Source organism: Lysinibacillus sp. SGAir0095 (genome assembly GCF_005491425.1).
GTDB lineage: Bacteria > Bacillota > Bacilli > Bacillales_A > Planococcaceae > Ureibacillus.
On sequence record NZ_CP028083.1, the window covers coordinates 3,409,718 to 3,435,000 of the forward strand.

At 35.6% G+C, this 25,283-nt stretch carries 19 protein-coding genes, 15 tRNA genes, 2 rRNA genes and 1 pseudogene (1 of these 37 cut by a window edge); 10 read left to right on the forward strand and 27 right to left on the reverse strand.

Going from position 1 to position 25,283, the window contains the following annotated elements; all coding sequences use genetic code 11:
* Window positions 1-560 precede the first annotated feature (560 nt).
* The 7 genes from C1N55_RS20600 (at window position 561) to C1N55_RS16860 (ending at window position 6,870) form a co-directional block, all read left to right on the forward strand.
* Window positions 561-716, forward strand: a complete 156-nt coding sequence (locus tag C1N55_RS20600; RefSeq protein ID WP_168193886.1) for a hypothetical protein — start codon at window positions 561-563, stop codon at window positions 714-716.
* A 60-nt stretch (window positions 717-776) separates the two neighbouring features.
* Complete coding sequence (locus tag C1N55_RS20605; protein WP_168193887.1) at window positions 777-932, forward strand: hypothetical protein; 156 nt, start codon at window positions 777-779, stop codon at window positions 930-932.
* A gap of 21 nt (window positions 933-953) precedes the next feature.
* The gene (locus C1N55_RS16845; RefSeq protein ID WP_137729893.1) at window positions 954-2,339 is read left to right on the forward strand and encodes a recombinase family protein; all 1,386 of its coding nucleotides are present in this window, start codon (window positions 954-956) and stop codon (window positions 2,337-2,339) included.
* Window positions 2,336-3,859, forward strand: coding sequence for a recombinase family protein (locus C1N55_RS16850; RefSeq protein WP_137729894.1), 1,524 nt, complete (start codon window positions 2,336-2,338; stop codon window positions 3,857-3,859). The genes C1N55_RS16845 and C1N55_RS16850 overlap by 4 nt, the downstream gene beginning before the upstream one ends.
* Window positions 3,860-4,242: 383 nt before the next feature.
* Window positions 4,243-4,389 (forward strand): hypothetical protein, encoded by a 147-nt coding sequence (locus tag C1N55_RS20610; protein WP_168193888.1) that lies wholly within the window; start codon window positions 4,243-4,245, stop codon window positions 4,387-4,389.
* Window positions 4,390-4,922: 533 nt separating this feature from the next.
* Entirely contained in the window at window positions 4,923-6,158 is a 1,236-nt protein-coding gene (locus tag C1N55_RS16855; RefSeq protein ID WP_137729895.1) for an IS110 family RNA-guided transposase, read from the forward strand.
* A gap of 292 nt (window positions 6,159-6,450) precedes the next feature.
* Entirely contained in the window at window positions 6,451-6,870 is a 420-nt protein-coding gene (locus tag C1N55_RS16860) for a hypothetical protein (RefSeq protein ID WP_137729896.1), read from the forward strand.
* A gap of 218 nt (window positions 6,871-7,088) precedes the next feature.
* On the opposite strand, the gene C1N55_RS16865 is transcribed toward C1N55_RS16860, so the two are convergent.
* The 7 genes from C1N55_RS16865 to C1N55_RS16895 form a co-directional block, all read right to left on the reverse strand.
* Window positions 7,089-8,072: a hypothetical protein gene (locus tag C1N55_RS16865; RefSeq protein WP_137729897.1), complete on the reverse strand. Its 984-nt coding sequence runs from the start codon at window positions 8,070-8,072 to the stop codon at window positions 7,089-7,091.
* A 276-nt stretch (window positions 8,073-8,348) separates the two neighbouring features.
* Window positions 8,349-8,756, reverse strand: a complete 408-nt coding sequence (locus C1N55_RS16870) for a hypothetical protein (RefSeq protein WP_137729898.1) — start codon at window positions 8,754-8,756, stop codon at window positions 8,349-8,351.
* A 143-nt stretch (window positions 8,757-8,899) separates the two neighbouring features.
* Window positions 8,900-9,931, reverse strand: coding sequence for a serine hydrolase domain-containing protein (locus C1N55_RS16875; RefSeq protein WP_240758322.1), 1,032 nt, complete (start codon window positions 9,929-9,931; stop codon window positions 8,900-8,902).
* A gap of 97 nt (window positions 9,932-10,028) precedes the next feature.
* Window positions 10,029-10,385: a group II intron maturase-specific domain-containing protein gene (locus tag C1N55_RS20825; protein ID WP_137727147.1), complete on the reverse strand. Its 357-nt coding sequence runs from the start codon at window positions 10,383-10,385 to the stop codon at window positions 10,029-10,031.
* Window positions 10,386-10,405: 20 nt separating this feature from the next.
* Window positions 10,406-11,320: a group II intron reverse transcriptase/maturase gene (gene ltrA / locus C1N55_RS16885; protein ID WP_240758276.1), complete on the reverse strand. Its 915-nt coding sequence runs from the start codon at window positions 11,318-11,320 to the stop codon at window positions 10,406-10,408.
* A gap of 983 nt (window positions 11,321-12,303) precedes the next feature.
* On the reverse strand, window positions 12,304-14,067 hold the full coding sequence (gene ltrA, locus C1N55_RS16890) for a group II intron reverse transcriptase/maturase (protein ID WP_137729900.1): 1,764 nt from the start codon (window positions 14,065-14,067) through the stop codon (window positions 12,304-12,306).
* 868 nt (window positions 14,068-14,935) lie between these two features.
* A complete protein-coding gene (locus tag C1N55_RS16895) occupies window positions 14,936-15,373 on the reverse strand; it encodes a hypothetical protein (RefSeq protein WP_137729901.1) in 438 nt (145 codons plus the stop codon).
* A 160-nt stretch (window positions 15,374-15,533) separates the two neighbouring features.
* Here C1N55_RS16895 and C1N55_RS16900 point away from each other — a divergent pair, with 160 nt between their 5' ends.
* Entirely contained in the window at window positions 15,534-16,112 is a 579-nt protein-coding gene (locus C1N55_RS16900) for a hypothetical protein (RefSeq protein WP_137729902.1), read from the forward strand.
* Window positions 16,113-16,455: 343 nt separating this feature from the next.
* On the opposite strand, the gene C1N55_RS20615 is transcribed toward C1N55_RS16900, so the two are convergent.
* Together C1N55_RS20615 and ltrA (C1N55_RS16905) are read right to left on the reverse strand one after the other, a co-directional pair.
* A complete protein-coding gene (locus tag C1N55_RS20615) occupies window positions 16,456-16,626 on the reverse strand; it encodes a hypothetical protein (RefSeq protein ID WP_168193889.1) in 171 nt (56 codons plus the stop codon).
* Between the two features lie 305 nt (window positions 16,627-16,931).
* Window positions 16,932-18,750: pseudogene (gene ltrA / locus C1N55_RS16905) on the reverse strand (group II intron reverse transcriptase/maturase).
* Window positions 18,751-20,086: 1,336 nt separating this feature from the next.
* Between ltrA (C1N55_RS16905) and C1N55_RS16910 the strand changes: the two are divergent.
* Together C1N55_RS16910 and C1N55_RS16915 are read left to right on the forward strand one after the other, a co-directional pair.
* Window positions 20,087-20,404, forward strand: coding sequence for a DUF771 domain-containing protein (locus C1N55_RS16910; RefSeq protein WP_137729903.1), 318 nt, complete (start codon window positions 20,087-20,089; stop codon window positions 20,402-20,404).
* Window positions 20,405-20,535: 131 nt separating this feature from the next.
* The gene (locus C1N55_RS16915) at window positions 20,536-21,651 is read left to right on the forward strand and encodes a site-specific integrase (RefSeq protein ID WP_137729904.1); all 1,116 of its coding nucleotides are present in this window, start codon (window positions 20,536-20,538) and stop codon (window positions 21,649-21,651) included.
* A gap of 73 nt (window positions 21,652-21,724) precedes the next feature.
* On the opposite strand, the gene C1N55_RS16920 is transcribed toward C1N55_RS16915, so the two are convergent.
* The 18 genes from C1N55_RS16920 to C1N55_RS17005 form a co-directional block, all read right to left on the reverse strand.
* Complete coding sequence (locus C1N55_RS16920; RefSeq protein ID WP_137729905.1) at window positions 21,725-21,949, reverse strand: hypothetical protein; 225 nt, start codon at window positions 21,947-21,949, stop codon at window positions 21,725-21,727.
* Between the two features lie 249 nt (window positions 21,950-22,198).
* A tRNA-Leu gene (locus C1N55_RS16925) sits at window positions 22,199-22,279 on the reverse strand.
* A gap of 42 nt (window positions 22,280-22,321) precedes the next feature.
* Window positions 22,322-22,395: transfer RNA gene (locus tag C1N55_RS16930), tRNA-Cys, on the reverse strand.
* An 87-nt stretch (window positions 22,396-22,482) separates the two neighbouring features.
* A tRNA-Gln gene (locus tag C1N55_RS16935) sits at window positions 22,483-22,557 on the reverse strand.
* A gap of 31 nt (window positions 22,558-22,588) precedes the next feature.
* Window positions 22,589-22,664, reverse strand: a tRNA-His gene (locus tag C1N55_RS16940).
* A gap of 30 nt (window positions 22,665-22,694) precedes the next feature.
* Window positions 22,695-22,770 (reverse strand) — tRNA-His (locus C1N55_RS16945).
* Between the two features lie 26 nt (window positions 22,771-22,796).
* Window positions 22,797-22,870: transfer RNA gene (locus tag C1N55_RS16950), tRNA-Trp, on the reverse strand.
* A gap of 10 nt (window positions 22,871-22,880) precedes the next feature.
* Window positions 22,881-22,964: transfer RNA gene (locus C1N55_RS16955), tRNA-Tyr, on the reverse strand.
* A gap of 7 nt (window positions 22,965-22,971) precedes the next feature.
* Window positions 22,972-23,047, reverse strand: a tRNA-Thr gene (locus C1N55_RS16960).
* An 11-nt stretch (window positions 23,048-23,058) separates the two neighbouring features.
* Window positions 23,059-23,134 (reverse strand) — tRNA-Phe (locus C1N55_RS16965).
* 17 nt (window positions 23,135-23,151) lie between these two features.
* A tRNA-Asp gene (locus tag C1N55_RS16970) sits at window positions 23,152-23,227 on the reverse strand.
* A 3-nt stretch (window positions 23,228-23,230) separates the two neighbouring features.
* A tRNA-Met gene (locus tag C1N55_RS16975) sits at window positions 23,231-23,305 on the reverse strand.
* 42 nt (window positions 23,306-23,347) lie between these two features.
* A tRNA-Val gene (locus C1N55_RS16980) sits at window positions 23,348-23,423 on the reverse strand.
* A gap of 24 nt (window positions 23,424-23,447) precedes the next feature.
* Window positions 23,448-23,522, reverse strand: a tRNA-Glu gene (locus C1N55_RS16985).
* Window positions 23,523-23,538: 16 nt separating this feature from the next.
* Window positions 23,539-23,630 (reverse strand) — tRNA-Ser (locus C1N55_RS16990).
* A gap of 8 nt (window positions 23,631-23,638) precedes the next feature.
* Window positions 23,639-23,713, reverse strand: a tRNA-Asn gene (locus tag C1N55_RS16995).
* A 15-nt stretch (window positions 23,714-23,728) separates the two neighbouring features.
* Window positions 23,729-23,844, reverse strand: a 5S ribosomal RNA gene (gene rrf / locus C1N55_RS17000).
* 125 nt (window positions 23,845-23,969) lie between these two features.
* Window positions 23,970-25,283: ribosomal RNA gene (locus tag C1N55_RS17005) — 23S ribosomal RNA — on the reverse strand; it runs 1,607 nt beyond the window's last position.

The following is a 25,283-nucleotide window of genomic DNA, read 5'->3' on the forward strand; positions in this document are numbered from 1 at the left end:
AATATTAATGGATATCAAAGGGATTATTAATAATGGATAATATTAATTTGGAAGGTCTTTTAAAAATGGTGTATTTTTTCTGCAATTTCTAAATGAATATCGAGGAGAGGTTTTATCAGTTGAGCAAAGGGCAAGTTAGTTAACCGAGGTTTATTGCACTAAGAATTTTATGAAGTTAATGTAAGCAGTTTTATAATACTTGTACAATTCTATTTTAAACCTATTTAGAACCAAAATATCAGCACAAAGGTACGAAGATAAAACAACACCCAATCTTTTGAAAGAGGAAATGAATCTTATTAATCAATTGTTTTAATAAAATATTGAAATGAGCCCTTATACCTATAAGAATCTTTTCAACTTAGAAGTAGGATATTAACGCTTGAGACTATGAGCATTTAATTTATATAACAACATCTAACTAGAAAGGAGGAACCCTTCCGTGGAGGATGAAAATAAAATCAGTACTAATTGGTACCAGCAATGTCTTGAACATTGTGAAACATTTGGTATTTCTAAAACTATCATCAAATTGTTCATCCACCTAAAGGAACAAAAACATGAACAAGATAATAAAGAAGCTGAAAATTCCCGGCTATGAAACAAGCACTGTTATTAAGCCAAGAAATCATCACTCATTGAAGGAAATTAATGATGTCCAGTTATCACTTAATTTCGAAGATATGAAAACTACTAACACAGATAAAGAGAAATAAAGTATAAAAAGTTCCCTTCATGTTAAAGCTGAATACAAAAATAAGACTGGAGGGAACTATATGAAAGAGCAATATCGTGTTGTAAAAGTCAGTTACTCAGAAGAACTATCATCTGAATCTGAACTGTGGTTTAGAAGATTTATTGAAAAAATACTTCTTGATCATGTTGCAAAAGAAGATTACAGACTTCGAGCTTTATTGATTAGTAAAAAATAATCATTGAGAAAGGATAATTTTATGAACGAAAGAAAATTAATTGTTATTTATTGCAGAGTGAGTTCCGCTGCACAAAATCTAGATTTACAAATTTCTGCAGCAAAAAGGCATCTCGAATCAGTCGGATTAAAGGAAAACGAAGATTTTATTATTTATCTAGATGATCACGACGTATCAGCAACGAAGTTAAAAATGAACCAACGGCCGAAGTTGATGGAGCTAATTCACTTAATAAAAGAAGGAAAAGTTAAATCCGTTATTGTATATAAGCGGGATCGGTTAGCAAGAAACTTTTATGAATTTGTAGATATAACGAAGGTTTTTATCAAATATAAAGTTGAAGTTATTTACACTGCTAGCAATGAGCCTCCATTTAAAAACAAATTGGCTTTAGAGGCATTTTATGGGATGTTTTCTCAAATGGAAGGTCAGAACATTAGTACACGAACTGCCGATGCTCGAAAGCAATATCCATCAAATATTTTTGGATACAAACGTATTACTGATGATGCAAACAAACCAAAATATATTATTAATCAAGATAAAAAAGATGCCATTCAATCATTATTTATCGATTTTAGTAATGTTCGAGACGAAGAACATTTCCTTGAGTTCTTGTTGGTACGTAGAAAAGGTCTAAATAATCCGGACAAGATTCTTAGAATTTTAACAAATCCATTTTACTCCGCACATTATGAATCAAAAAATGGTTATCAGGTACTCCCTCATGTGGAACCAATCATAAGCCTTAATCTTTATCTTGCAAGCAAATCACATATTGATAAGTTTATAGCATACTACCATGAAAAACTAACAGAGCTTAACAAACAACACTTAGTATATCCAGAATGTGGGGAATGCGGAAATATGATGAAACACCGGAAAGAGAATCAACTTGATTTAGGCTATTTTGTATGCAGCTCTAACCACCAAAGACTTTCAATATCTGTTGAAGAAATTAATGATTCAGTAACCCAAGCTGTCTTGGATCATGTTCAATCACTCTCTATTACACTTGCAAAAAAGATGGTTCCGAAACAAATTACTGTAGCGCATAAAAAGTTACAAAATGCTCTAGAAAGTACTAAATCCGAGTATCTAGAAACTACTCTAAGGCTTTGCACAATAGATAGAAAAGCGAAATCCACTATATCCAATTATTTGAAAGAGATTCAAGTCCTTAAAGACAAATACAATGAATTAGAACAAGATTTATTAACTTTACAGACACTAGGTAAAGAAATTAAAGATACTACTCAACTCTTATCGCAGCTTAATCATGATTTTACTGAACAAGAACTTTATCGACTTGTCGAATTATTTGTTGATAAGATATTTGTTTATGAAACTTACATCCAAATCGATTTGTTTCTTTCAACCTTCGCAAAGGAATCTAATGCATCATGAAAAACAGTAAAAAATTTAAATTAAATAAAACTTTGAAAGCAACTGCTTACCTTCGTTATTCTGATAAAAAACAGGATGATAATAACTCTTTAGCAATTCAAAAAAGCCAAATTCAACAATTAGCTGAAAGAGAGAATTTGGAAATTATTGAATGGCGTGCTGATAAGGCTACAAGTGCCTTTCATAATAACATAAGTAAGCGGGAAGGTATTCAACTTCTCTTAGAGGATATAGCAAATGGTGCTGAAGCAGTCTGTTTTTATGAGGAATCAAGGGTTACTAGGAGTATCACTGATTTCTATAACGAGATTTATATTCCTATAAAGCAACAGTATCCTCATGTAAAATTTTTCAGTACTCAATCGGAAGGTGAATGGAATCCAGATGACCCCATCACACAAGCTAAGTTTGTCTTTGCGGCAGAAGAATCTGAAATAAAGTCAGTCCGCGCAACAGACGCTCAAAAGAACCTGCTACATCGAGAACAACCGAAACGCCCTGGTTCCCGAACGCCAGTTGGATATGATTTGGAAGATGGAGTTTTGTCTCCTAATGAAGATGATGCTAAAATCGTAGAGTTAATTTATTATCTGAAAAGTTGGGGCCATTCACAGAACATTATTGCTCAATTTTTGAACCGTTGCGCTATCACAACAAAGAAAGTGAAAACTTGGAATAGCAGTACAATCGGTTATATCCTATCAAACCGTGCTTACTCTGGTAACTTAGCTTGGAATGTAAGGAAAAGCTACGAAATTAGCAGCCCCAAACCTGAAGAAGATATTGATTTATTTAAGAATGTACATTCCCCTATTATTAGTCCAACCGTTTTTCATTTATTAAAGCAAATAAAGGATTTGAAAAAGCGTTATGGAACGATGAGTACACCATATTATCTCCGTTCGATTATTAAATGTAAAAGTTGCAATGCATATTTAACGGCTAAAGATCAGTCACCTAAAGGAAGACGCGGAGATTATAAAATATATAAGTGTACAACCTGTAATAATAGTGTATCAATTATCCCTGTACATCAAACTGTTTTATGTGATATACAGAAGAAATGGAGTAACCAACTTAATACTTTTTCAGTTACTTCTAGGGAACAACTTAATCACTGGATTGCTAAACTTAGCAAAACAAAAGATACCCTAAAACAGCAAAGAAAATTAGTACTCCTTAATGAAAAAATGCCAGCAGATGAAATATCTTCTGAAGTGTATTTAACAGCACAAAACCACGTACAAAATAAAATAATTAATATAAGTAAGACTATAGATGAAATTAACCTGCTTCTTGAAGATGAAAATGACTATCTTTTATTAACTTTAAATGAAATGCTGCAACATAGTTTCTATGATTTTTCAGACACTGAACTTAGAGTATTCTTCTTAATGTATTTTGAAGAAGTATTGATTGATTTTGATAAAAATAACGAGATTCATATCAGTTACCGTCTCTCTCCCTTTGTTTCATTAGAAAATGTAATAACTGGTTATATAACCGAACAAATGGGATAATAAGAAATTTTGACTGGTTAGGAAACCGAAAGTTGAGACGCTAAATTTATTTTCATCTAATGATCACTCATGGAATCCCTTGCAACCAAGGCTTTTAGAGTATGTTCATTCGGTTTCCTGGCCATCTTGGAATTCCTCGATGGTCACGATACCGAACGCTATATTTTTATAATGGTCATAAAACCGAAAATCTAAACCTAAAAAATAATTATTTATTAAAGAGACTTAAAATATAAAAATACGAAGATATAACGAGTTATGTTTTAACAATGAAATATTCTACCGAACAAGCGAATCCCACAGAGATTACTAAGCTACAAGCTAGCTTTGTCCTTATGTGGGATTTTTTATTTTCAAATAAAATATTACGGAGGATATATAAAATGCAGAATAGAAAAAATACACAACTTGGGAGCATTCTCTTCGCCATATTCATACTTTTGGCTGAAGTTGCGGTAGGTCTTGAAGGAATTATAGATCGATTAGGTCACCAAGATGATGACGAGACTAGAAAATATATCTTCATGTAACCACTGACATGAAAACAGAAGCTGCAGATAAATTTAGCGGTTTAATGAAAAAAACTCGCATGATGTAACGGATTATGCTTTCTAAATACATTTATTAATTTCATATTTAATAAATCAAAAAGAGTGGAATTTTAGGTTATTCCTAAAAAACCACCCGTCATAACTTTGTGGATTACTATTATAATCAATTTCAGGATTTTTAATGCATGCATAACTTATAGTAAAATTTAATTCCATTAAATCAAGAGTAGAAACTTCTATGTTATTCCACAATCGCGCCCGATCGTATTATAAGGTCAGCCAGAAAAAATTTCTGGTTGACCATTTTTTATATCGATATATGATAACGGTAGCCGGGGTAGAACGTTCGCGCCCGTGGGGCTAGACCCCGTCCGCAAAACAGTTCGCCCCCTACTTGTAGAAACATGTTTGAGGCTGGTTGGGACAATGATCTCGTATAACAAGCGAAGCTATGACACTACAAAGAGGATTTAGGGGTTACCGGCAATTATCATTTTGAAGGAGGAATTATAATGAATCCAGTCATTGGTCTGGATGTAGCAAAAGGTGAAAGTCAGGTTCAAGCATACTTGGAAAGAAAGAAGCCCTACAAGAAAAGTTTCAAAGTAAAACATGATCTTGATGGGTTAGCTAGTTTATTAGATTTTATTAAAGAAGTAGAAGATATTTCAGGAGAACGCCCCCCTCTTGTTATGGAATCAACGGGTCATTATCACACACCAGTTGTTCAATATTTTGAGGACAAAGGCTATTTAATCATTATCGTAAATCCTCTCATTTCTTATAAAGCAAAAAGTTCTAGTTTGCGAAAGGTAAAAACAGATATCATTGATGCCAATCACCTCTGCGAGCTGTATTATAAGGAGGATTTAGAGCCTTATAAAAAGCGTGGTATCCAACTTACGAACTTACGTCATCTTACGAGACAGCACGATAATATTACAGGCATGTTTGTACAAACAAAACTACAATTTCAGGCAGTTTTAGATCAAGTTTTTCCTGGATATAGTAATGTTTTTGGAGACTTATATTCGGATGTTTCTTTAAAAATACTACATACATTTCCTACTTCAGAGGATATATTGAAAGCCAATACTGAAGTATTAACAACGAGAATAAAAGAATTTTGTAATTCTCGTTCTTTACAATGGGCAGACAAACAGGCTGAAAAGCTAATGACTGCAGCAGCTCAAAATCCTTTTCAGAAGGCTTTATATTCTAGTCTTGCCCTAAGCTTAGAAATGTATATTAATATGCTCTTTGAATATAAAAAACATCTATCTATGCTAGAAAATGAGATAGATGCTTTAGCAAAAAGTATTGAAGAATCTAAGATTATCCGAACAATTCCCGGTATTGGCGAAAAAATCGCTGCAACGATTATTTCTGAAATTGGGGAAATTGAAAAGTTTAATCATCCTAAGAAACTAGTCGCTTTTGCCGGTCTTGATCCAAGTGTCTTTGAATCTGGTACCTTCAAAGGTACCTACAATCGAATAACCAAAAGAGGCTCGAGCAGACTACGGCAAGCTTTGTATATGGCTGTTAAATGTGCTATTCGTGACTGTCGTAAACAGAAAACAACGGATGAAATCCTTCCTCGTAATAAGAAATTACGGGCGTTTTATGATAAAAAACGAGAAGAAGGAAAACCATTTAGAGTAGCTGTAATAGCTTGTGCAAACAAACTCTTACATTGGATTTATGCACTATTAAAAAACAAAGCTTCTTTCCAAGACTTAGCTTAATTTAACAGTTTAACCAAGTGATCCTGAACTTTCCAAATCTAATTTGGACGGTTATTTGGTATGCACAAATTTAGTATATCATGATATTTTTATTATTTTTAATGAAAATTATTGACAACTATTAGCTGGTTTTGTTGAATAACGATTAGCTTATATTAGCTGGTTTAATGAAATCGTACTTTACAGTAAAAATTACAAAATATTCAAAAATATGTAAAAATAGAGGGGATTTTAAAAATGAGACGAATATTTATATAGAATGATAGATTTCATGAAAGGAGAATTAATAGTAATGAAGAAATTAGCATATGTTTTAGTTATTGTCCTTACAGTCATTTTTACACTTCCTACACCGACTTTTGCCGCTGCTACTAAACACTTAGGAACTGAACAAGTATACTTCCCTATTTCATCATCCGGGGAGGCAATAGTTGAAGAAACCAAATATTATTCAACTGGTGGAGATTATAGGCTGTGTTTTAGTAATATAACACCTTATAATCATCTTGGAGTAACCGTATTGGAAACTGATGAAGCAGGTAATCCGAGTGAATATGTACTTTTGGATTTATACACTGTTAATAATGCAACCTCATTTTGCACCACCTTTAATGTGGAACCATATGTAGATGGTACAAACAATTTAGCTGAGTTAGAATTTAGATTTGAGGCAACTAAAGCTGATACTATAAATGTTGATTTTTATGACTGATTTTAATATATATATTTTTATAAATTAAAAATTTAAGACAATAAATATTAACAGTATACTAAATAGAACATTATTAAAGTACTGAATTAAAGTTTCAATTCAGTACTTTTTTGTTACACTATTTAATCTTATAATTATCACAAAATTAATAATAAACCTTTTTACAATTATTCATACATACAATCTTGTTTTTAAAATCAAAATATTTATTTTTTATCTTATAAAGGTATTTTTATACTATCTCCTACTTGAAGAGTAAGACCCGCTTGCTCATAGACAGGACCAAAAACTAATACCTGTTCTCCAAGTTCACTTGGTACCTCGCCCTTGCTAAAAATAGGAACGATTCTTTCTCCATTAGCTATTAATAAAACACCCGATTTAGAATTATCAAAAGTATAACCATACCCATTAACTCTTTTCCTTGCAGTAAGGAATTGATATTCTAGTTGACTCATTACATGATATTGGTTTTTAATTTCATCCTGAATGTTTAAAATATCAGAACCCGTAAGAATTAATCTTGTTTCTAGTGGTGAAAATTCCATACGGATGATTTTATATGTTTGGCCTTTAAATTCAAATTCTTTGTTAATATTCACCGATTCTCTACCTAATATAGCGGATTGATCAATATAAAAATCAAGTCCCCATAAAGCTTCTTTATATTCAGTTTTTCTTTCTTTATATATTGTTAGGTCTTCAATTTCTAATTGAACGCTTTTACCAGCAAATTCTTTTATTGATTCAAAGGAAAGTGCTTCAAATACTTTATTCTCTTTACTATTATAATATCTGCTCCCCCATCCCACACTCTTTAATTTCTTATGCTTACCTTGAACTATTAAATTGATTGAACTTTGTCCTTCAAACAAATCAATATAGTAATTTTCAAGACTGGTTTTATTACTCTGATAAGTTAATAAAAGTTTTGTTTCCTTATCATCAATCATTAGCATCTCAAAATTAACTTTTATATCGTTTTTTTCATCAAAAAATTCTTGAGCAAGTGCTTGTCCATAGCCTTTAATTACTCCCATTCTTACTCCTATATCATCTATATGCATACTCGAAAATATGTTATTTATTTGTCCTATTTTATCTTCAACAATAACACTTTTACTATCAACCTTTTGAAATGTAAAACTACAAGCTATCAACAAAGTAAGTATTGATGAAACAATACGTAAAGTATTAGCCATTGTAACACCTCCTAATGAAAGTATTCCAAATGCCTATAAAATTAATACTAGGTACGAGTATAATTTTATATTTCATTATTTTAGATAAACCAAAATTTTGTTCCTTCAAATAAAATAAATTGCTTAAAAATAAGAGCTGTTGCATAAAATTGCGTTAAAATGGATTCTTTTTATATTTTTTAAAGTAATGATTTTAACTAGAGGATACTTATTTGCAAACGAGAATTAATACTCTTGAATTACGTCGATATTAGTTCAAAACAAACAAATCCATTTCTACTTTTTTACTGTTTGTATTATAAATTCAACTTCATTCTCTTTATTCAATAGCGATATAGTTTTAGCTTTTTCAATAATTTCCAAATAATGTTCCTCAATTTCCTTTGTATTTTTAGGTTTATCTGTCAATACATCAATATAAATATAACGCTTTGGAAATTTATTAATATCCAACCTAATTGCTGAAATTTGTGTTTCTGTATCAGTATTGTTTTCTTCAATAAAAGACACTAATTTTAAATTTATTTCCTTAAACTCATTCATTGTTTCTTTCGCTACAAGTTTACCTCCAACTTCAACAACCTCCTCCATCTTGTTATTTTTCACCTGGACATTTATGAAATGTATAATACCCACCAATGTAATAAATGTTAAAGCAACAAAAAAAATCTTATTTTTTTTCATTTGAACACACCTCCTAGTAGAGGGTATGTCTAAATTCTTCAAAACATTAACCTATATATCTAAGTACGGTATTCAACAATCTGGCCCTTTTGTGGAATAATAAATTCATTTGAATAGCTCTAAACACCTTCCAAACATTGATGTTATTGCATTGTTGATTTTATAGACCATTTATAAACAGTGTCTCCAAAGGAGCGAATATCTTTGAGATAGTCGTATCCTTCTGGTGAACCATATCGGTTGAACATTCTTACTGCTACTACGTTTTCCTCTGGAATGACGAGCAGAGCCACATTTGTATAACCGAGTAATTGATAGGAGCCTTTAGGAACTGTATCCCCTATTTGATTAAAGTTATGGTTTGTGTCTTTAACAAACCATAAAAATCCGTTCTTATGAATAGGAAGTCTTGGGTTGGGCGTCTGAATGGATGTTGCCATTTGAATGATTTCTCTAGGAATAAGTTGTTTTCCTCCCCATTTTCCTTCTGTTAAATGAATGTAACCCCATAGGGCAAGCTCTTGTGCAGACACATACATATTCATTCCTGAACCATCTACTACATCTGTCTCAGTCCAAATGATGTCATCTGCATCTCTTAAAGTGTTTGCAATTTTTAAATGAGGCTGACTCATCTTAATCCATTCTGTTGATTGGAAGGCAAGTGGCTCAAAGACTTGCTCATTTACAATATCGGCAACAGATCGTCCCGTTGTTTTTTTGATAATAGTTGTCAACAAATCAATACTGGGACCTCTATATGCCCATGATTCACCGGGTTTATATTCACTTATTAATTTACCATTTTCTATTTTTAATCCATGGGTGTGAGTTAATAAATGACGAATGGTTACACCTTCGTATGCTGACAAATGAGAGTCTTCAACAAACTGTCGAATCGAATCATCAATGGAAAAGTAGCCATTGTATATAGCGTAAGCAGCAGCAAAACCTATATAAGCTTTTCTTACAGAGGCAATGTGGAATTGAGTGTCTGATTTCACATCTCTAGCATGTATATCATTCGACTGTTTACCAAAATAAGATTCTGTTACGACTTTGTCGTTTTGAATAATATATAAAGCGCCTCCGCTGGAACCCATCTTTTCTGCACTTTCTTTTACATGAGTATGTACTCCTTCAAACGTGTTTGTGTAATCTTTTTCTAATATCAATTTAATCACTCTCCTATAAAAATCGAGTAGGAGACTAACCATTATTTGGCTAGTCGACCTCTCACACCACCGTACGTACGGTTCCGTATACGGCGGTTCAACCTTTTAAGTATCGTTGCTCATAAAGTAAGGAGATGTCTTTTAGTTTCCACTTTATGAGCCTATCTTTTGTTATTGCTCGTTGGAGGATTTCACTTCGTGATATTCTCCAATATCCCTTACGGGAGTTTGCTAATTTCATTGCGTCATCATGGTTAGTTCCATATTTACGAAGCATCTTATATTTAGTCTTTGGTTTCTTCCATCTCTTCCATATGAGTTGTCTTAATCGATGGTTTAACCATTTCTGAGTTTCAAAAATGAATTTCTTCATTCTTGAGATCCCGTAGTAATTAATCCATCCAGTTGTGATTTGATTAATTTTCTTTACTATTTCCTCAAAAGTTCCACTCATTTTCCGGCTTGTATTCTTCTTTAACTTGTCTTTGAATCGTTGCTTGGCCGACTTACTTGGTCGGCATCCGACTTTCCCATTAAATTTTGAATATTAAAGCCGAGGAATGTTGCTGATGTTGCACCACAAACCTTACTTTTCTTTTGGTTAATTGTTAAATGTAGGTCATCCTCGATGTATTTCTTGATACTTTCCATTACCCGCTCCCCAGCTCGAACACTTTTCACATAGATGACGAAATCATCCGCATACCTAATAAAACGATGTTCTCTCTTTTCTAATTCTCTATCTAGTTTATTTAAATAGACATTTGCTAAAATAGGAGACAAAGGTCCACCTTGCGGAGCACCATCTTTCGTTTCGATATAGATATCTCGGTCAAGAATACCTGAACGAAGGAATTTCCATATTAATTTTAAAACAATTTTATCTGATATGAATTCTTCTAAATACGCTCTTAACCTTTGATGATGTATTGTGTCGAAGTAACTTTTCAAATCACAGTCTACTACAACTCGATAACCTTCTTCGTAATATTGTTGTGCTGATTTAATAGCTTGGTGGGCGTTTCTGCCCTTCCGAAATCCAAAACTATATTCTGAAAAGTGTGGGTCTATAATCGGTTCAATTACTTGAAGAATAGCTTGTTGGACGACTCTATCTAAAACGCAAGGTATTCCTAGATATCGTTTAGAACCGTCCGGTTTTGGTATGGCAACTCTTTTGACTGGTTGAGGTTGGTAAGTTCCATCTTTTAGCTTCCTTTTAAGAGGTTCGTAGTATTTCTTCATGTGTGACTTTAATTGTACTACTGTAATTCCATCAACCCCTGGTGCACCATTATTTGCTTTTACTTTCTTGTATGCTCTCCAGAGATTGTTATTTGCAATGACTTTATCGATTAAATTGATACCATCCTGTTCTTTCATATCCATATTGATATTCCTACGCACTCCTATTTACCCTTTAGTTTCCAACTTATCTCTTAACAGGTAGCCATCTTTCGGACTTTACCACGATGTTTTCTGCGATTATACGGAATATCTATACCTCCTTGTTTTCCAAGATTTAAGATTGTTCAGTCCTTCATTTCCGAAAAGAAACTACTATGACGTCTGCTGACTTCTCATAATTCATCAAGTTATCACTAAATTGATTGTTAATTGAATAACCCTCATGAGACCTCCCCGGGTAAGAGTAATAACCTTCTTCTCATGTAACTGCTATATTTACTGTACGGGATTTGGGCAGTATTGGACTTCGTTTTGTAATGCAAACTCGTCCGTCCCGATTCAGCCTTGTATATAGTTTCTGTTCGTCAGTTCAAGAATTTGCGTCCGGCTTCCTTCAGATTCCGCGTCACCACGGACACCCTTGCCATTCGCTAACAGTTCCTACTGCCAAGCCTGTAGTGGACTTTCACCACCAAGTTATTACCCATGCCGGGCGCACATTAAAAAATGCCCCCAATATAATTGGAGGCACTGTGCAACATTACTGTTTTTAACCATTAAGGACACCAACACAAGTTATTTCACTTACGTCACCTGTATAACTATTATAATCATAGTATAATTTAAAAATTTTAGAAATAATCAGTTTTTTTAATTTTGAACATCATTTACATCCTAGTCTATTTCTTTCAGTTAACCTTAACCGGCCCTGTTCGTCTAAATGTAATCCTTCACCTCGACTACATTACATAAATAATTTGTTTTATCTTGCTCCACAATCTAGCCCAATTCATGAAGAAAGAACCTCTCCTTATTTAAGGAAAGTTGGCAATAGGTAAGCATTTGATGTTATCTCCAGCTTTTCCCCTGCTCCACACGGAACGTGATAGTTTCCCATCATTCCGCGTTCCATCTAGCGATGGTTTTGTTAATTATAAGTTTCAAGTTACTCTTAGTGATTTGGGTTATTCGATTAGTTGTAACTCACATTTCTTCCGATATTTATTAATATTTTCAAGCATCGGTTGTGTGATACCCAAACTCTTCATGAGTGTGTTTATCTTAGATGTGTCTGTCATATGGATTAATTTATGAACATCTTTATGGAGGATCCGTAAGTTATTGAACTTGTCATTTCCTCCTAGATGCAGAGGAATAAAGTGGTGACAGTGCACCTCTTGTGCTTGAAGGAATATACCTGTAATTTCACAGTTTCCTTTTTTCATACTGTATCGACTAATCCGGTTATCCATATATTCGACACTTCGTGTTAGAATCTTCGATTCCATCAGTAGGGCTATTTCTTGCTTGATATTTTTGTGTAGATTTTTATGAATCTGCCCTCGTCCTTCTGCCGTGAATGGAGTAAGGCTTTGAGTAAAGCAAATAGTATTCTTTGTCTGCACATTTGCTAGTGGATAAAGATAAATATCAGCAATTTTAAATGTTTTACATCCCACGCTGTAAAATTTCTTATAAGATGGGGGTGGATTCGTTGGATGTGCATACTTCCCGATTGACCTAAGACGATTGTACATCATTGCACTGATTTCATAGGCAAGACGTGAGAACGCTAAGTTGACGTGTGTCGCTCTATTAAAGTAATTATGTAACCCTAATACAAAGCTATTGAAACGCATAACGTTTTGAATGGTTGGTGAAGAACGAAGTTCTTTTACTCGTTTCTTCGCTTCAGCTTTTATCTTCTGTATCTTTTCGGGACGAACAAAAGTGTGGGCCACTCGCTTTTCACCTTTTCTATTTGCGCGAATGGTAAAACCAAGAAAGGCTGATTCATTTTTACGTAGGTTAATAATCTTCGATTTTTCTGGTGAAATATCGAGTTTTAGCCGTTCTTTAAGAAATAGCTTTACAGCATGAAACCACCTTTCGGCGGTTTTTGCATCTCGACAGAGAATTTTAAAGTCATCAGCATAACGAACTAAATATCCTTCTTTCAATTGGGTTTTCTTTTTAGCAAGGAGTTGACCTTCTCTTGTCTTGAGTGGTTTATGTAGGGGGAACAACTCCCATTGCTTGGCTACCCATTGATCTAATTCATTTAATACAATGTTTGATAGTAGTGGTGAGAGCAGCCCACCTTGTGGAGAGCCTTTTGAGGGTACACCTTCTCCATCAATCTCTGATTTTAGCATTTTGGCTATACATGCAAGGACTTGCCTGTCTCTAATACCTAAATTCCAAAGTTGTTTAATCAGTAGGGTGTGATTGATATTGTCAAAAAAGCCTTTAATATCAATGTCCACAACGTAGTGGAGTTGTGACTGATTGACTAGGTATTGGATTCTGGCCATTGCATGATGAGTAGACCTTAACGGTCTAAATCCATAACTATGATTGAAGAAATGGGCTTCTGCTATTGGTTCTAATACTTGTTTGAAACACTGTTGAATAATTCTATCGAGGATACATGGAATGCCGAGTGGTCTCATTTTGCCATTATGTTTTTCTATTAGCTTCCTTCTTACTTTCTTCGGGCGATAATTCTTGAGCTGTTTTCGTATTTCTTCTATTAAATCGTTCTCAGTATATTTCTCAATATCTAAAATGGTTTTCCCATCTGTACCTGGGGTTTTGGAGCCTTTATTTGACTTGATTATGCGATACGCCAATAAAATATTATTCCTCGACGTGATGATGCCGTATAAATGGTGGAATGTTTCTTTATTATTAGCTCGCTTATGTAAGTCTGTATATGTTTCGGTCATACCATAATAATCCCAATATCGTAGAGCTTGCACTGTGGCATCATTCCTTCATGAAGTGATGTTCCCACATTCTTACCCGACCGGTGCAATACACATTTGAAAAATAATTATAACTACCACTAGACTTGGGGCTGTTCCTCCACCTACATTACAAAGGCTTCGTCAGTCGTACCCCTACCCTCACAAGGATAAATGCATTTCGATTAAATTCTTATAGCAAACGTTTCAGGTGACAGCCTTCATTACAACGTTCCTTACTTTCCAAGTACCTTACAACGTAGCTATCCATTCTTAACGTAGGTGCTTCCTTTAAGCCTGTGAACTAGATACCGCCATTGTCCGGTATAGTGTATTTCAGAGGGCGCATTTTTACTCCACACCATTCACCCCATCGTAAGATGGTACTTGCGTTTCCGCATGCTCAATCTATAGACCCTTACCTTCGGAAGTTTGTCAGTTCTTTTATGATAGAACTATTCTCACCATATCAAGTTTTTCAGCCGTGCGGCATATCCGTTGGCATACCTTCTCTAAAGGAGTGGCTACAGCCTTCGTTCTGCCGAATCTACCTGTGCTTCACACCCTATAACCTGTCAGTCATAACGCATGCAGGAGTATTGACGGGATAGTTTCAGAAAACATGGTTTCTTCATTCCTATCCTCCGCTATAAAGTTAAGATTTTGCCGTGCAAACTCTCCTGTATTTCACGTAGTGAAACGCTTATAACAGAACTTGTCGCGCGCGCCCGATTGTTGAATAACGATTTGTTTAAAAGAACTAATTTTTGGTTCCTTTTTCTTGAAAGTCATTTATTAATATCTATATTCAGGCAAAAAATTCCCATTGAGAAAATTGGAATCCTTTTTATTATTTAATATTTACATCAAAGACATATGAAATATTCCCTTCATCCCACTTTGCATTAACTTCATAAATATAATACCCCTCATTTGTAGGAAGGGTGATTTCATCTTCTCTAATATCTATAGAATTAATGATCCCGTCTTCACCTTCCTCGCTCATTTTTAACGAAAGAGGGCTTTCATCAAATTCAATTTTTATTTTAGTACCTTTCTCCAACTCTAACGTATCAAATTCATCTGCTAACCCTTTTTTATCTAAAAGGCTTTTTTTATTAGCTTCAAAATCCTCTTCAACCCACCCGAAATCTCCTATTATCATTGTATATTCTTTATTATCACTAACAACTTTGCCTTCTATTGGTTCAAACGTATCAAAAGAAGATAAAACATTACATCCAGATATACAAATAACTGAAAATATCAAAATAAGAATTTTTTTCATACTTCTTCCTCCTATATATCACTATAAGTACTCCTCTAAAGATTTAATTCATTTTAACAAAAAATAACTATTAACTATAAATTGTATTAAATGTTTTACAATTTATTACAATCGCAATACATTATTGTATAATTTTCCCATAAACTATAGGAGGTTGGATATGAGAAAATTATTCTTAGGATTTCTCTTAATGGGAGGCAGTTTTTTATTTTATGATGAGGTAGATGCAGCCGAATTAAGTAATTCGACTGAAGAACAGCAAGTAGCACAAACTGAAGCAGAAGTAGAAACGATTTATTTTACTGAAGATCAAGATATTTTAATAACTGATGATGTCATTATTAGAAGACTCTCTGATTCACCAAGTGTCGAAATGGCTAATTTATCATTAAAAAGGAACTATATTAATACAGGTATTTCACTTCTAGGTGCTGGAGAATGGGACCTAATTGGCGACGAATTTGTTGGAAGTAAATCTAGTATTTATCCATCCCATGGGGGAGATTACCGCGTATCTCTCGTTCAATCTAAGTATGGTCCTTATCTATACTCTTTAAGAGAACATGATACTTTAATTGATACTACTGTAAAAAATTTCAATTTTTCTGGTGCAGGTGTTTTTGAAATGATATTCCCTAATATTTCAGGATATTGTGACGGGGATGATGGGCTAGCTGAATTTTTCATTTATAAATCTACTATGCAATCTACAGCAGACTATATATCTTTTTGGGATTAATTGGAATATTAATAGTCACAATTCTACTATTGTTTTATAAAAATAAGAAGGGGCTTACTTTTATATAGATGAGTAAGCCTCTTTTACTATTGAAGAAAGGATTTATATCGAGTTGTATTCTAATAACTTAACCTATTGCTAAGTGATCAAGCTAATAAGTTCTATTAAAAATAGGGGAAATACTCACTTATAGTGAATAAATCTAATAATGAATGTGCGTTTCTAAAAAACAAGCTAGAATGTTGACTATCAAGATTATAATTATTCCCTTTTGCATGTTGAACTAAAGCATCTGTTAGTTTATTAAAAATACTGATATCTGACCAAAGTGCGTACCATTCCCTCAAAATCCAGGCCCTGCCATGATAGAAATCAAAACAAAAAAGAATATAATTAAGGATACTATAAAAATTTCTCTTTTATTAATGTGACTAGCTTTTCTATTTTTATATATTTTTTTCCTATAATTCCCTTGAATTTCCCTTTTTTTCTGATTTTTTTTTTCTACGGTCATTACACCAGGCTCCCTTTCATCTAATTATTAATCTTGTTGTCTAATTATCCCTAATATTTCAATACAATATATATTTCTTAAACTAATCTGCTCCGTTATTTAACTATATTAAATACAATCTCACCTTAACATTAACAAAATTATACAAAACATTTACTGATTCTTACTATCGTGATAGGTAAGCTTTTGAAGTTATCGCCAGCTTTTCCCCCACTTCACACCGTACGTGCGACTTTCACCGCATACGGCGTTCCAATTAATTCAATTCATTCGATTTTTATGTAAGGACAAGATGTAATGTGGAATTAGATTGCTTCATTCAGACATTGCTCACGCAATTCATTTACTTTGTTTAGTTGCTTCTTATCTAATTGAAGTACTTTCGTTAGTACTTTTATTTTATCGTGGTCTTTAAGGTGGATTAGTCGATGAATTGATTCATTGACAATAATTAGATTGCCATAAGAATCATCTTGCGATAGATAATATGGAGTTTTGTGATGACAGTGCCAGTCGTCAAAGCAAAGTTCAACCCCTGTTACAGCGCATTTACCATATTGCGCAATGAATCTACTAATACGGTTATCGTTATACTCGATGGAACGTTGAGGAATAAACTGTTTCATCACAGTAATAAGCGTTTGTTTATTAATAGCTTTCAAACTATGATGAATTTTGTTTCTACCTTCGGTAGTATAATTACAGATGGTTTGTGAGAAGTTTAAATTTATTCGGCAACGTTGGGCATGAACTGGAGCGAGTGCCATCTCTTTAATTTTATAAATCTTGCATTCGTATCCGTTATACCTTTTCAGTAAGGATTTCGTGAAGTCTTGAAGCGTTGCTTCTTTTCTAATGCCTTTTAAACGATTATGTAGCGCTCTGTGAATTCGATGGCTCAGCTCGGTTAAATCATCTGTAATGTGCGACGCAACAGCGTAATAATTTTGAATCCCCATTACAACCGTATTAAATCGCCAGATATTTTCAAGACATTGATGTTTTTGTATCGCTATAATTGCCTTTTTCAACTTTATTTGTGCATTTCTTAGTGCTTTCTTCGTCATATGTGAGTGTGCAACATATAGGGTACGTTTCGCTGTTTTCTTAGGATGTGCTTTAATACGAAAGCCTAGAAATTCTGAAGAATTTTTCTTTAGGTTCACAACCTTCGATTTCTCATCGCTAATCTCTAGCTGCAATCGTGTTGAGAGAAAATCTTTAACTGCATGGAACATTCGTATTGCTTGTGAGCGTGTACGACAGAGAATCTTAAAATCATCTGCATACCTCACGATATAGCAATGCTTTAGATTCGACTTTTTTAACGCTTGGTTCTTACTCATTTTGTTTTTGTAAGTCCTCTTCGTTTCGAAGTTTTCCCATTGATTACTAACCCACCAATCAAGTTCATTTAATACAATGTTTGATAGGAGTGGCGATAGTATACCACCTTGAGGTGTTCCTCTTGTTGGATAGCCTTCAGCTACGATTTCTGCTTTTAAAAGGCGAGAAATAATGGAAAGAAGAGCTTTGTCCCGGATGCCCATTGTCCACATTTGTTTGAGCAGTTTCGCATGATTTACGTTATCAAAGAATCCTTTTATATCTACGTCTACACAATGATATAGACACGCTCGATTTATTAATGTTTCGAAACGCGCCTTTGCGTGATGTGTACTACGGTTCGGTCTAAACCCATAGCTATGCTTATAAAATCTCGCTTCACAAATAGGTTCTAATACTTGTAAAATACACTGTTGAAATAATCTATCCCAGATTGTCGGGATTCCTAGCGGGCGTGTTTTACCATTCACCTTCGGAATAAAAACACGTCGTACTGCCTGAGGGCGATAGTGTTTAAACATCTTTTGTATCGTTGATACAACTTTAGATACTTGTAAATGTTTAATATCTTCAATTGTTTGTCCATCAAACCCAGCTGTTTTACTACCCGTATTTTTCTTGATATTACGGTACGCTAATTGAATATTTTCACTTGATTGCATTAAATCTATTAAATCATAAAAAATTTTGACCACTAACACTGCGAGCATATAACCTATCAAATTGTTTTTGCATGTCATAGTATTCGTTATGTCTCAGTTTCTTTCGTTTTAACAAGTCGGTGGCTCCTTATGGAGCTGAACCTCTATTAGTCTCACGAGAACCTTATTAATCGTTGAAGAACTGCCTTTCATGGTGAATAAATCTTTTATTAATCTAGTGGCGATCCCTCCACGTTCATTACACGCTTCGTCGGTACTGTGCCACCACTTTCACTGATATAAAGGAAAGTTATATACTCGCTAATCTCACGGTTATTTTCCTTTCCAACGTCTCACCGAGAGTAAGCTCTCCACGTTATCAGCTTACCACGTTGAATATTATCTATTATGGAACAAACTTAGGTGCCTCCTATGAGCCTGTTAGCATTTCATGTGCCTGTAACACAAGATGGACTTTTATATTATGGATTCTTACTCATCCACAGCTAACTTCACATTTAGTGATATACACATTTCTATGTATTGCCAGTCTAGACCCGTACATTCAGAGGTTCGTCAGCAATATGGTTTACTGTCCAATTACGTTGCATTCTCACCTTATTCGTTCAACCCAAGCACCATGATTTACACCACCCCATCGGGTAGGATTTCGGCAGCCGAACTGTTACGGTAAATTCTTGTGCCTATTAGCCGAGCTTATAACACGCTTTTCCTTACTAAGCAGCGTGCTATTCGACGCAGGGGAAGTCCTTCGGAGCGTTACTTCCTCATTTGACTTCTTGATAATATCCTTCAATTTCAGTTCATAAATTGCCTGACCTTTACCAAGATTGCGTTGACCACATCTCATTTGAATCAGGAACGTGTCGCACCCACAATATGGCCCTATTGTTGAATAACGCTAGATAGAATTTTACATAGTGAACGTAACTGTAGTATAAACGATGAGGAAAAAATTAAAGTAATCGAATTGCAAATATTTTGGAGATACAATCGAATCAAAAACTACTCATGAGTTCAGTAATGCAAATTCGAAGCAGTTATATTATTGACGGTTCGGGCTACCCAAAAAGTATTTTCGATTCATACCCAGAAGAAGAACATCTCAAAGAATTATCGGAATCTAACAGAAGTGCAGGAACATGTTTGCATTGAAACATACTTCGCTATGTACTTTACCAGATTAGTTAATAACATTATGCTCGCTTTCTGGAATTGTACAGCTATCATAATAAATAAAAAAATAAATAATAAATCTCTTGATAGCTATTAAAATATGAAAATAAAGTGGTTATAATGTTTCTGATTAACTAGTTATATCATAAATAATACAAACAAATATGCTAACAAGGGAAAACCCCAGGCAACAGTTATTCCAATACATTTTATCGTTTGGAATTACTTCTGCTTGGGGTTTTTGTGGTTGTGTAAATAAAACGGAGGAAAAGAAAATGCAACAACTATCAGTAACATTGACAATCCCCATACCAGCCGATTCAGTAGTCATTTCAAAAGTAGAATTGGAAGAACTAAAAAATGCACAGCTGGTAGGCGTTTATTGGTCCATGAAAGATCTTGAAAATAGAATTAAACGAAAAAACGAGTGGATAAAAGAAAACATTCTGTACCCAGCAAATTTCAAGAAAATTCTTGATGTTGAATCGGGTGGCTTTGTCTTTTATCCAAAATCAAAAGGCCAAACTTGGTCTTTTCAGGCCACGAAAATGGCTGAGTTTTTAGAAAAACATTTTAAAGATATTTATTCTTAATACCAAGAATATTAGAGGGATAAAATTTATCGATTAACTTCTCTTTAAAATTTATTGCTTATAAAAAGGAATTTCATTGTTAATAATAGAACACATGTTCGCAAATTATATTTCATTAGAGGTGAATAGCGATGGCCAGCATTCAAAAGCGTGGAAAGACATATCAATATACAATTAGCCGGATGGTCGATGGGAAACCACAACCTATTCGAAAGGGAGGTTTTCATACAAAAAAGGAAGCAACAATTGCAGCAGCTGAAATGGAAGCTATGTTAAATAAGGGGGTTATCCCTTTCTTAAAACCAGCACCCTTTGACGAATACTTTGAAAACTGGGTAAAACTATACAAAAGCAACTTAGCAAAAGCAACTTTAAAACATTATAGCTACACGTATGACCGCATTAAAGAATTTTTTTATAATACGCCTTTACAAGAAATTTCAACACAAGATTACCAAAAGTTTTTGAACCAACTAGGAGCTAACCGTTCAAAAGAAACTGTAGAAAAAGTAAATGGTCATATTCGTGCGTGCGTACTTGATGCAGTTGACGAACAAATTATACCCCGAGACTTCACTAGAAAAGGTGAATTGAAATATACTGTTGATGCAAAAGAAGAATCGGAAAAATATTTAAATTATAATGATAGCATTTTGTTATTAAATCGTCTTAAAAAGCAATTAGATAAAGGATTAGAATATTATTTGCTGTTACTAGGTTTAACATCTGGAGTACGTTTTGAAGAATTGGTTGGACTTATATTTAGTGATTTTGATTTCGATAATAATGAAATTTATATAGATAAAACATGGGGATATAATAGCAGAATGCCTATGGGATTTGGACCACTAAAAAATAAAGCTTCTAAAAGAAAAATCAAATTAGAGAAAACAACAATGGAGCTATTTAAAAATCTTTTTAAAACAATTCCAGATAATGAACATCATTTAGTATTTTATAACGAAAAATCAATATATAAAGTAATTACGAATGAAAGAGCAAATGATGCTTTAAAGGAAATTTTACTTGAATTAAATATTCGACCCTTGGTTACCATGCACGGTTTACGACATACTCACGGTAGTATTTTATTACACAAAAAAGCATCCTATCAATACGTGAGTAGACGTTTAGGTCATAAAGACATACAAACAACCTTGAGAGTTTATGCACACCTTCTAAAAGAAACATTAGAAGAAAATGATCAAATAGCGCTCGAAACATTTACAGAAATGTATGATGAGTAGTCATTAACATATTACATTGTACAAGTACAACTAATTCGTCATAAGCTCACGTTTATTTTTCTAAACGTGGGCTTTAGTTTTTCTCTTTTTTATATTTAATGTACCTTTCAATTGTAAGAAGATAGTGGTCTTTTGAATTAGGAAATTCTTTTTCAATAGTCTCTTTTAGAGTGTTAGTAATTTTATCATCTCCATTATATAACCCTCTATTGATAATACCGTTAAAACGCCCTACATAGTCCTTTGCAGAACTCTCGCTAATATTATACTCCTTCATCAAATAATCCTTAAATTCCATCTTCATCCCCCTTTAGAATATATTATTCAAAAGAATTCTATAACCATTCATAAAATCCTTTTTGGATAACAGCTTGTGTAAAAACTTGTGTAAAAGAAATCTGATAATGTGTAAAAACTGTGTAAAACAATATCAATTCTTATCGTTTTCTATCGTAATCCTGAAAATGCAAAAAGCTCATAAACCCTATCATATCAAGGTTTATGAGCTTTCTTAACTTTTTAATCGTAACGTAAATTAACGTAAAGATACCGGTGGTCGGGGTCGAACCGACACTCCAGAGGAACACGATTTTGAGTCGTGCGCGTCTGCCAATTCCGCCACACCGGCATATTAACATATAAAAAAAATCGGTTATCCCGATAAAAAAATTGGAGGCGGCAACCGGATTTGAACCGGTGATAAAGGTGTTGCAGACCTGTGCCTTACCACTTGGCTATGCCGCCATTAACTGTATTTGGAGCTAAAAAACAGGGTAATCTTCAATAGCATCTTGGCAATATGGTATTCTACCACTGAAAAAATTCCTAAAATGGCTGGGGTACCAGGATTCGAACCTGGGCATGACGGAATCAAAATCCGTTGCCTTACCGCTTGGCTATACCCCAATAGTATTAATAAGAAAGTATTTATAAAAAATGGGGCGACTGATGGGAATCGAACCCACGAATGCCTGAACCACAATCAGGTGCGTTAACCACTTCGCCACAACCGCCACAATAGTATATTTTATTTCAATAAAAAATGGGGCGACTGATGGGAATCGAACCCACGAATGCCTGAACCACAATCAGGTGCGTTAACCACTTCGCCACAACCGCCATAATGTTAATATTTTTTATGAAATTGGCAGGGGCAGTAGGAATCGAACCCACACTGACGGTTTTGGAGACCGTAGTTCTACCTTTAAACTATGCCCCTATAAAAGGAATGGTGGAGGGGGACGGATTCGAACCGCCGAACCCGAAGGAGCGGATTTACAGTCCGCCGCGTTTAGCCACTTCGCTACCCCTCCAGATAAATGGTGCCGGCGAAAGGAGTCGAACCCTCGACCTACTGATTACAAGTCAGTTGCTCTACCAACTGAGCTACACCGGCATTTATCTATATGGTGGGTCAGGACGGAATCGAACCGCCGACACTTAGAGCTTCAATCTAATGCTCTACCAACTGAGCTACTGACCCATATATTTTATAAAAAATGGCGGTCCCGACCGGGATCGAACCGGCGATCTCCTGCGTGACAGGCAGGCATGTTAACCGCTACACCACGGGACCATTTGGTTGCGGGGACAGGATTTGAACCTGCGACCTTCGGGTTATGAGCCCGACGAGCTACCACTGCTCCACCCCGCGATAATAATATTGTGTTTCTTCTATTGTACCATAAAGTTAATATGGTGGAGGATGACGGGCTCGAACCGCCGACCCCCTGCTTGTAAGGCAGGTGCTCTCCCAGCTGAGCTAATCCTCCGACTGGATATTTTATAAATTCAAATGGTGACCCGTACGGGATTCGAACCCGTGTTACCGCCGTGAAAGGGCGGTGTCTTAACCACTTGACCAACGGGCCAATTCATTATGTAATCTGGCGGAGAGTAAGGGATTTGAACCCTTGAGACAGTGTTAACCGCCTACACGATTTCCAATCGTGCTCCTTCGGCCGCTCGGACAACTCTCCAAGAAGCATGGCTCCGAAGGTAGGACTCGAACCTACGACCGATCGGTTAACAGCCGATTGCTCTACCACTGAGCTACTTCGGAATAATTATATGGTAAGCCTAGCGACGTCCTACTCTCACAGGGGGAAGCCCCCAACTACCATCGGCGCTAAAGAGCTTAACTTCCGTGTTCGGTATGGGAACGGGTGTGACCTCTTTGCCATCATCACTAGACTTTAAACGAAAGACAAGATTTATTATATCATATTCGATGTGAAAGTCAATACTTTTCAGTAAAAATTTTCTTCGAATTTCTTATTCTTTCAAAACTGGATAAAGACATTGATTGCGTTCAAGATTTGGTTAAGTCCTCGATCGATTAGTATTCGTCAGCTCCATGTGTCACCACACTTCCACCTCGAACCTATCTACCTCATCGTCTTTGAGGGATCTTACTTACTTGCGTAATGGGAAATCTCATCTTGAGGGGGGCTTCATGCTTAGATGCTTTCAGCACTTATCCCGTCCACACATAGCTACCCAGCGATGCCTTTGGCAAGACAACTGGTACACCAGCGGTGTGTCCATCCCGGTCCTCTCGTACTAAGGACAGCTCCTCTCAAATTTCCTACGCCCACGACGGATAGGGACCGAACTGTCTCACGACGTTCTGAACCCAGCTCGCGTACCGCTTTAATGGGCGAACAGCCCAACCCTTGGGACCGACTACAGCCCCAGGATGCGATGAGCCGACATCGAGGTGCCAAACCTCCCCGTCGATGTGGACTCTTGGGGGAGATAAGCCTGTTATCCCCGGGGTAGCTTTTATCCGTTGAGCGATGGCCCTTCCATGCGGAACCACCGGATCACTAAGCCCGTCTTTCGACCCTGCTCGACTTGTAAGTCTCGCAGTCAAGCTCCCTTGTGCCTTTACACTCTACGAATGATTTCCAACCATTCTGAGGGAACCTTTGGGCGCCTCCGTTACCTTTTAGGAGGCGACCGCCCCAGTCAAACTGTCCACCTGACACTGTCTCCTACCCGGCTTACGGGTATGGGTTAGAATTTCAATACAACCAGGGTAGTATCCCACCGACGCCTCCCTCGAAGCTGGCGCTCCGAGTTCTCTGGCTCCTACCTATCCTGTACAAGTTGTACCAAAATTCAATATCAGGCTACAGTAAAGCTCCACGGGGTCTTTCCGTCCTGTCGCGGGTAACCTGCATCTTCACAGGTACTATAATTTCACCGAGTCTCTCGTTGAGACAGTGCCCAGATCGTTACGCCTTTCGTGCGGGTCGGAACTTACCCGACAAGGAATTTCGCTACCTTAGGACCGTTATAGTTACGGCCGCCGTTTACTGGGGCTTCAATTCAGAGCTTCGCTTGCGCTAACCCCTCCTCTTAACCTTCCAGCACCGGGCAGGCGTCAGCCCCTATACGTCACCTTACGGTTTTGCAGAGACCTGTGTTTTTGCTAAACAGTCGCCTGGGCCTATTCACTGCGGCTCTCATTGCTGAGAGCACCCCTTCTCCCGAAGTTACGGGGTCATTTTGCCGAGTTCCTTAACGAGAGTTCTCTCGCACACCTTAGGATTCTCTCCTCGACTACCTGTGTCGGTTTGCGGTACGGGCACCTCCCGCCTCGCTAGAGGCTTTTCTTGGCAGCGTGA

Coding starts and splice junctions, on each gene's coding strand:
- C1N55_RS20825 (WP_137727147.1), bottom strand. CDS start 10,385: ATGAGTGGAACTTTTGAGGAAATAGTAAAGAAAATTAATCAAATCACA.
- C1N55_RS20615 (WP_168193889.1), bottom strand. CDS start 16,626: ATGACCGTAGAAAAAAAAAATCAGAAAAAAAGGGAAATTCAAGGGAAT.
- C1N55_RS16860 (WP_137729896.1), top strand. CDS start 6,451: ATGAAGAAATTAGCATATGTTTTAGTTATTGTCCTTACAGTCATTTTT.
- C1N55_RS16850 (WP_137729894.1), top strand. CDS start 2,336: ATGAAAAACAGTAAAAAATTTAAATTAAATAAAACTTTGAAAGCAACT.
- C1N55_RS16845 (WP_137729893.1), top strand. CDS start 954: ATGAACGAAAGAAAATTAATTGTTATTTATTGCAGAGTGAGTTCCGCT.
- C1N55_RS16920 (WP_137729905.1), bottom strand. CDS start 21,949: ATGGAATTTAAGGATTATTTGATGAAGGAGTATAATATTAGCGAGAGT.
- C1N55_RS16895 (WP_137729901.1), bottom strand. CDS start 15,373: ATGAAAAAAATTCTTATTTTGATATTTTCAGTTATTTGTATATCTGGA.
- C1N55_RS16910 (WP_137729903.1), top strand. CDS start 20,087: ATGCAACAACTATCAGTAACATTGACAATCCCCATACCAGCCGATTCA.
- C1N55_RS20600 (WP_168193886.1), top strand. CDS start 561: ATGAACAAGATAATAAAGAAGCTGAAAATTCCCGGCTATGAAACAAGC.
- C1N55_RS16870 (WP_137729898.1), bottom strand. CDS start 8,756: ATGAAAAAAAATAAGATTTTTTTTGTTGCTTTAACATTTATTACATTG.
- C1N55_RS20610 (WP_168193888.1), top strand. CDS start 4,243: ATGCAGAATAGAAAAAATACACAACTTGGGAGCATTCTCTTCGCCATA.
- C1N55_RS16855 (WP_137729895.1), top strand. CDS start 4,923: ATGAATCCAGTCATTGGTCTGGATGTAGCAAAAGGTGAAAGTCAGGTT.
- C1N55_RS16915 (WP_137729904.1), top strand. CDS start 20,536: ATGGCCAGCATTCAAAAGCGTGGAAAGACATATCAATATACAATTAGC.
- ltrA (WP_240758276.1), bottom strand. CDS start 11,320: ATGGATATGAAAGAACAGGATGGTATCAATTTAATCGATAAAGTCATT.
- C1N55_RS16865 (WP_137729897.1), bottom strand. CDS start 8,072: ATGGCTAATACTTTACGTATTGTTTCATCAATACTTACTTTGTTGATA.
- ltrA (WP_137729900.1), bottom strand. CDS start 14,067: ATGACCGAAACATATACAGACTTACATAAGCGAGCTAATAATAAAGAA.
- C1N55_RS16900 (WP_137729902.1), top strand. CDS start 15,534: ATGAGAAAATTATTCTTAGGATTTCTCTTAATGGGAGGCAGTTTTTTA.
- C1N55_RS20605 (WP_168193887.1), top strand. CDS start 777: ATGAAAGAGCAATATCGTGTTGTAAAAGTCAGTTACTCAGAAGAACTA.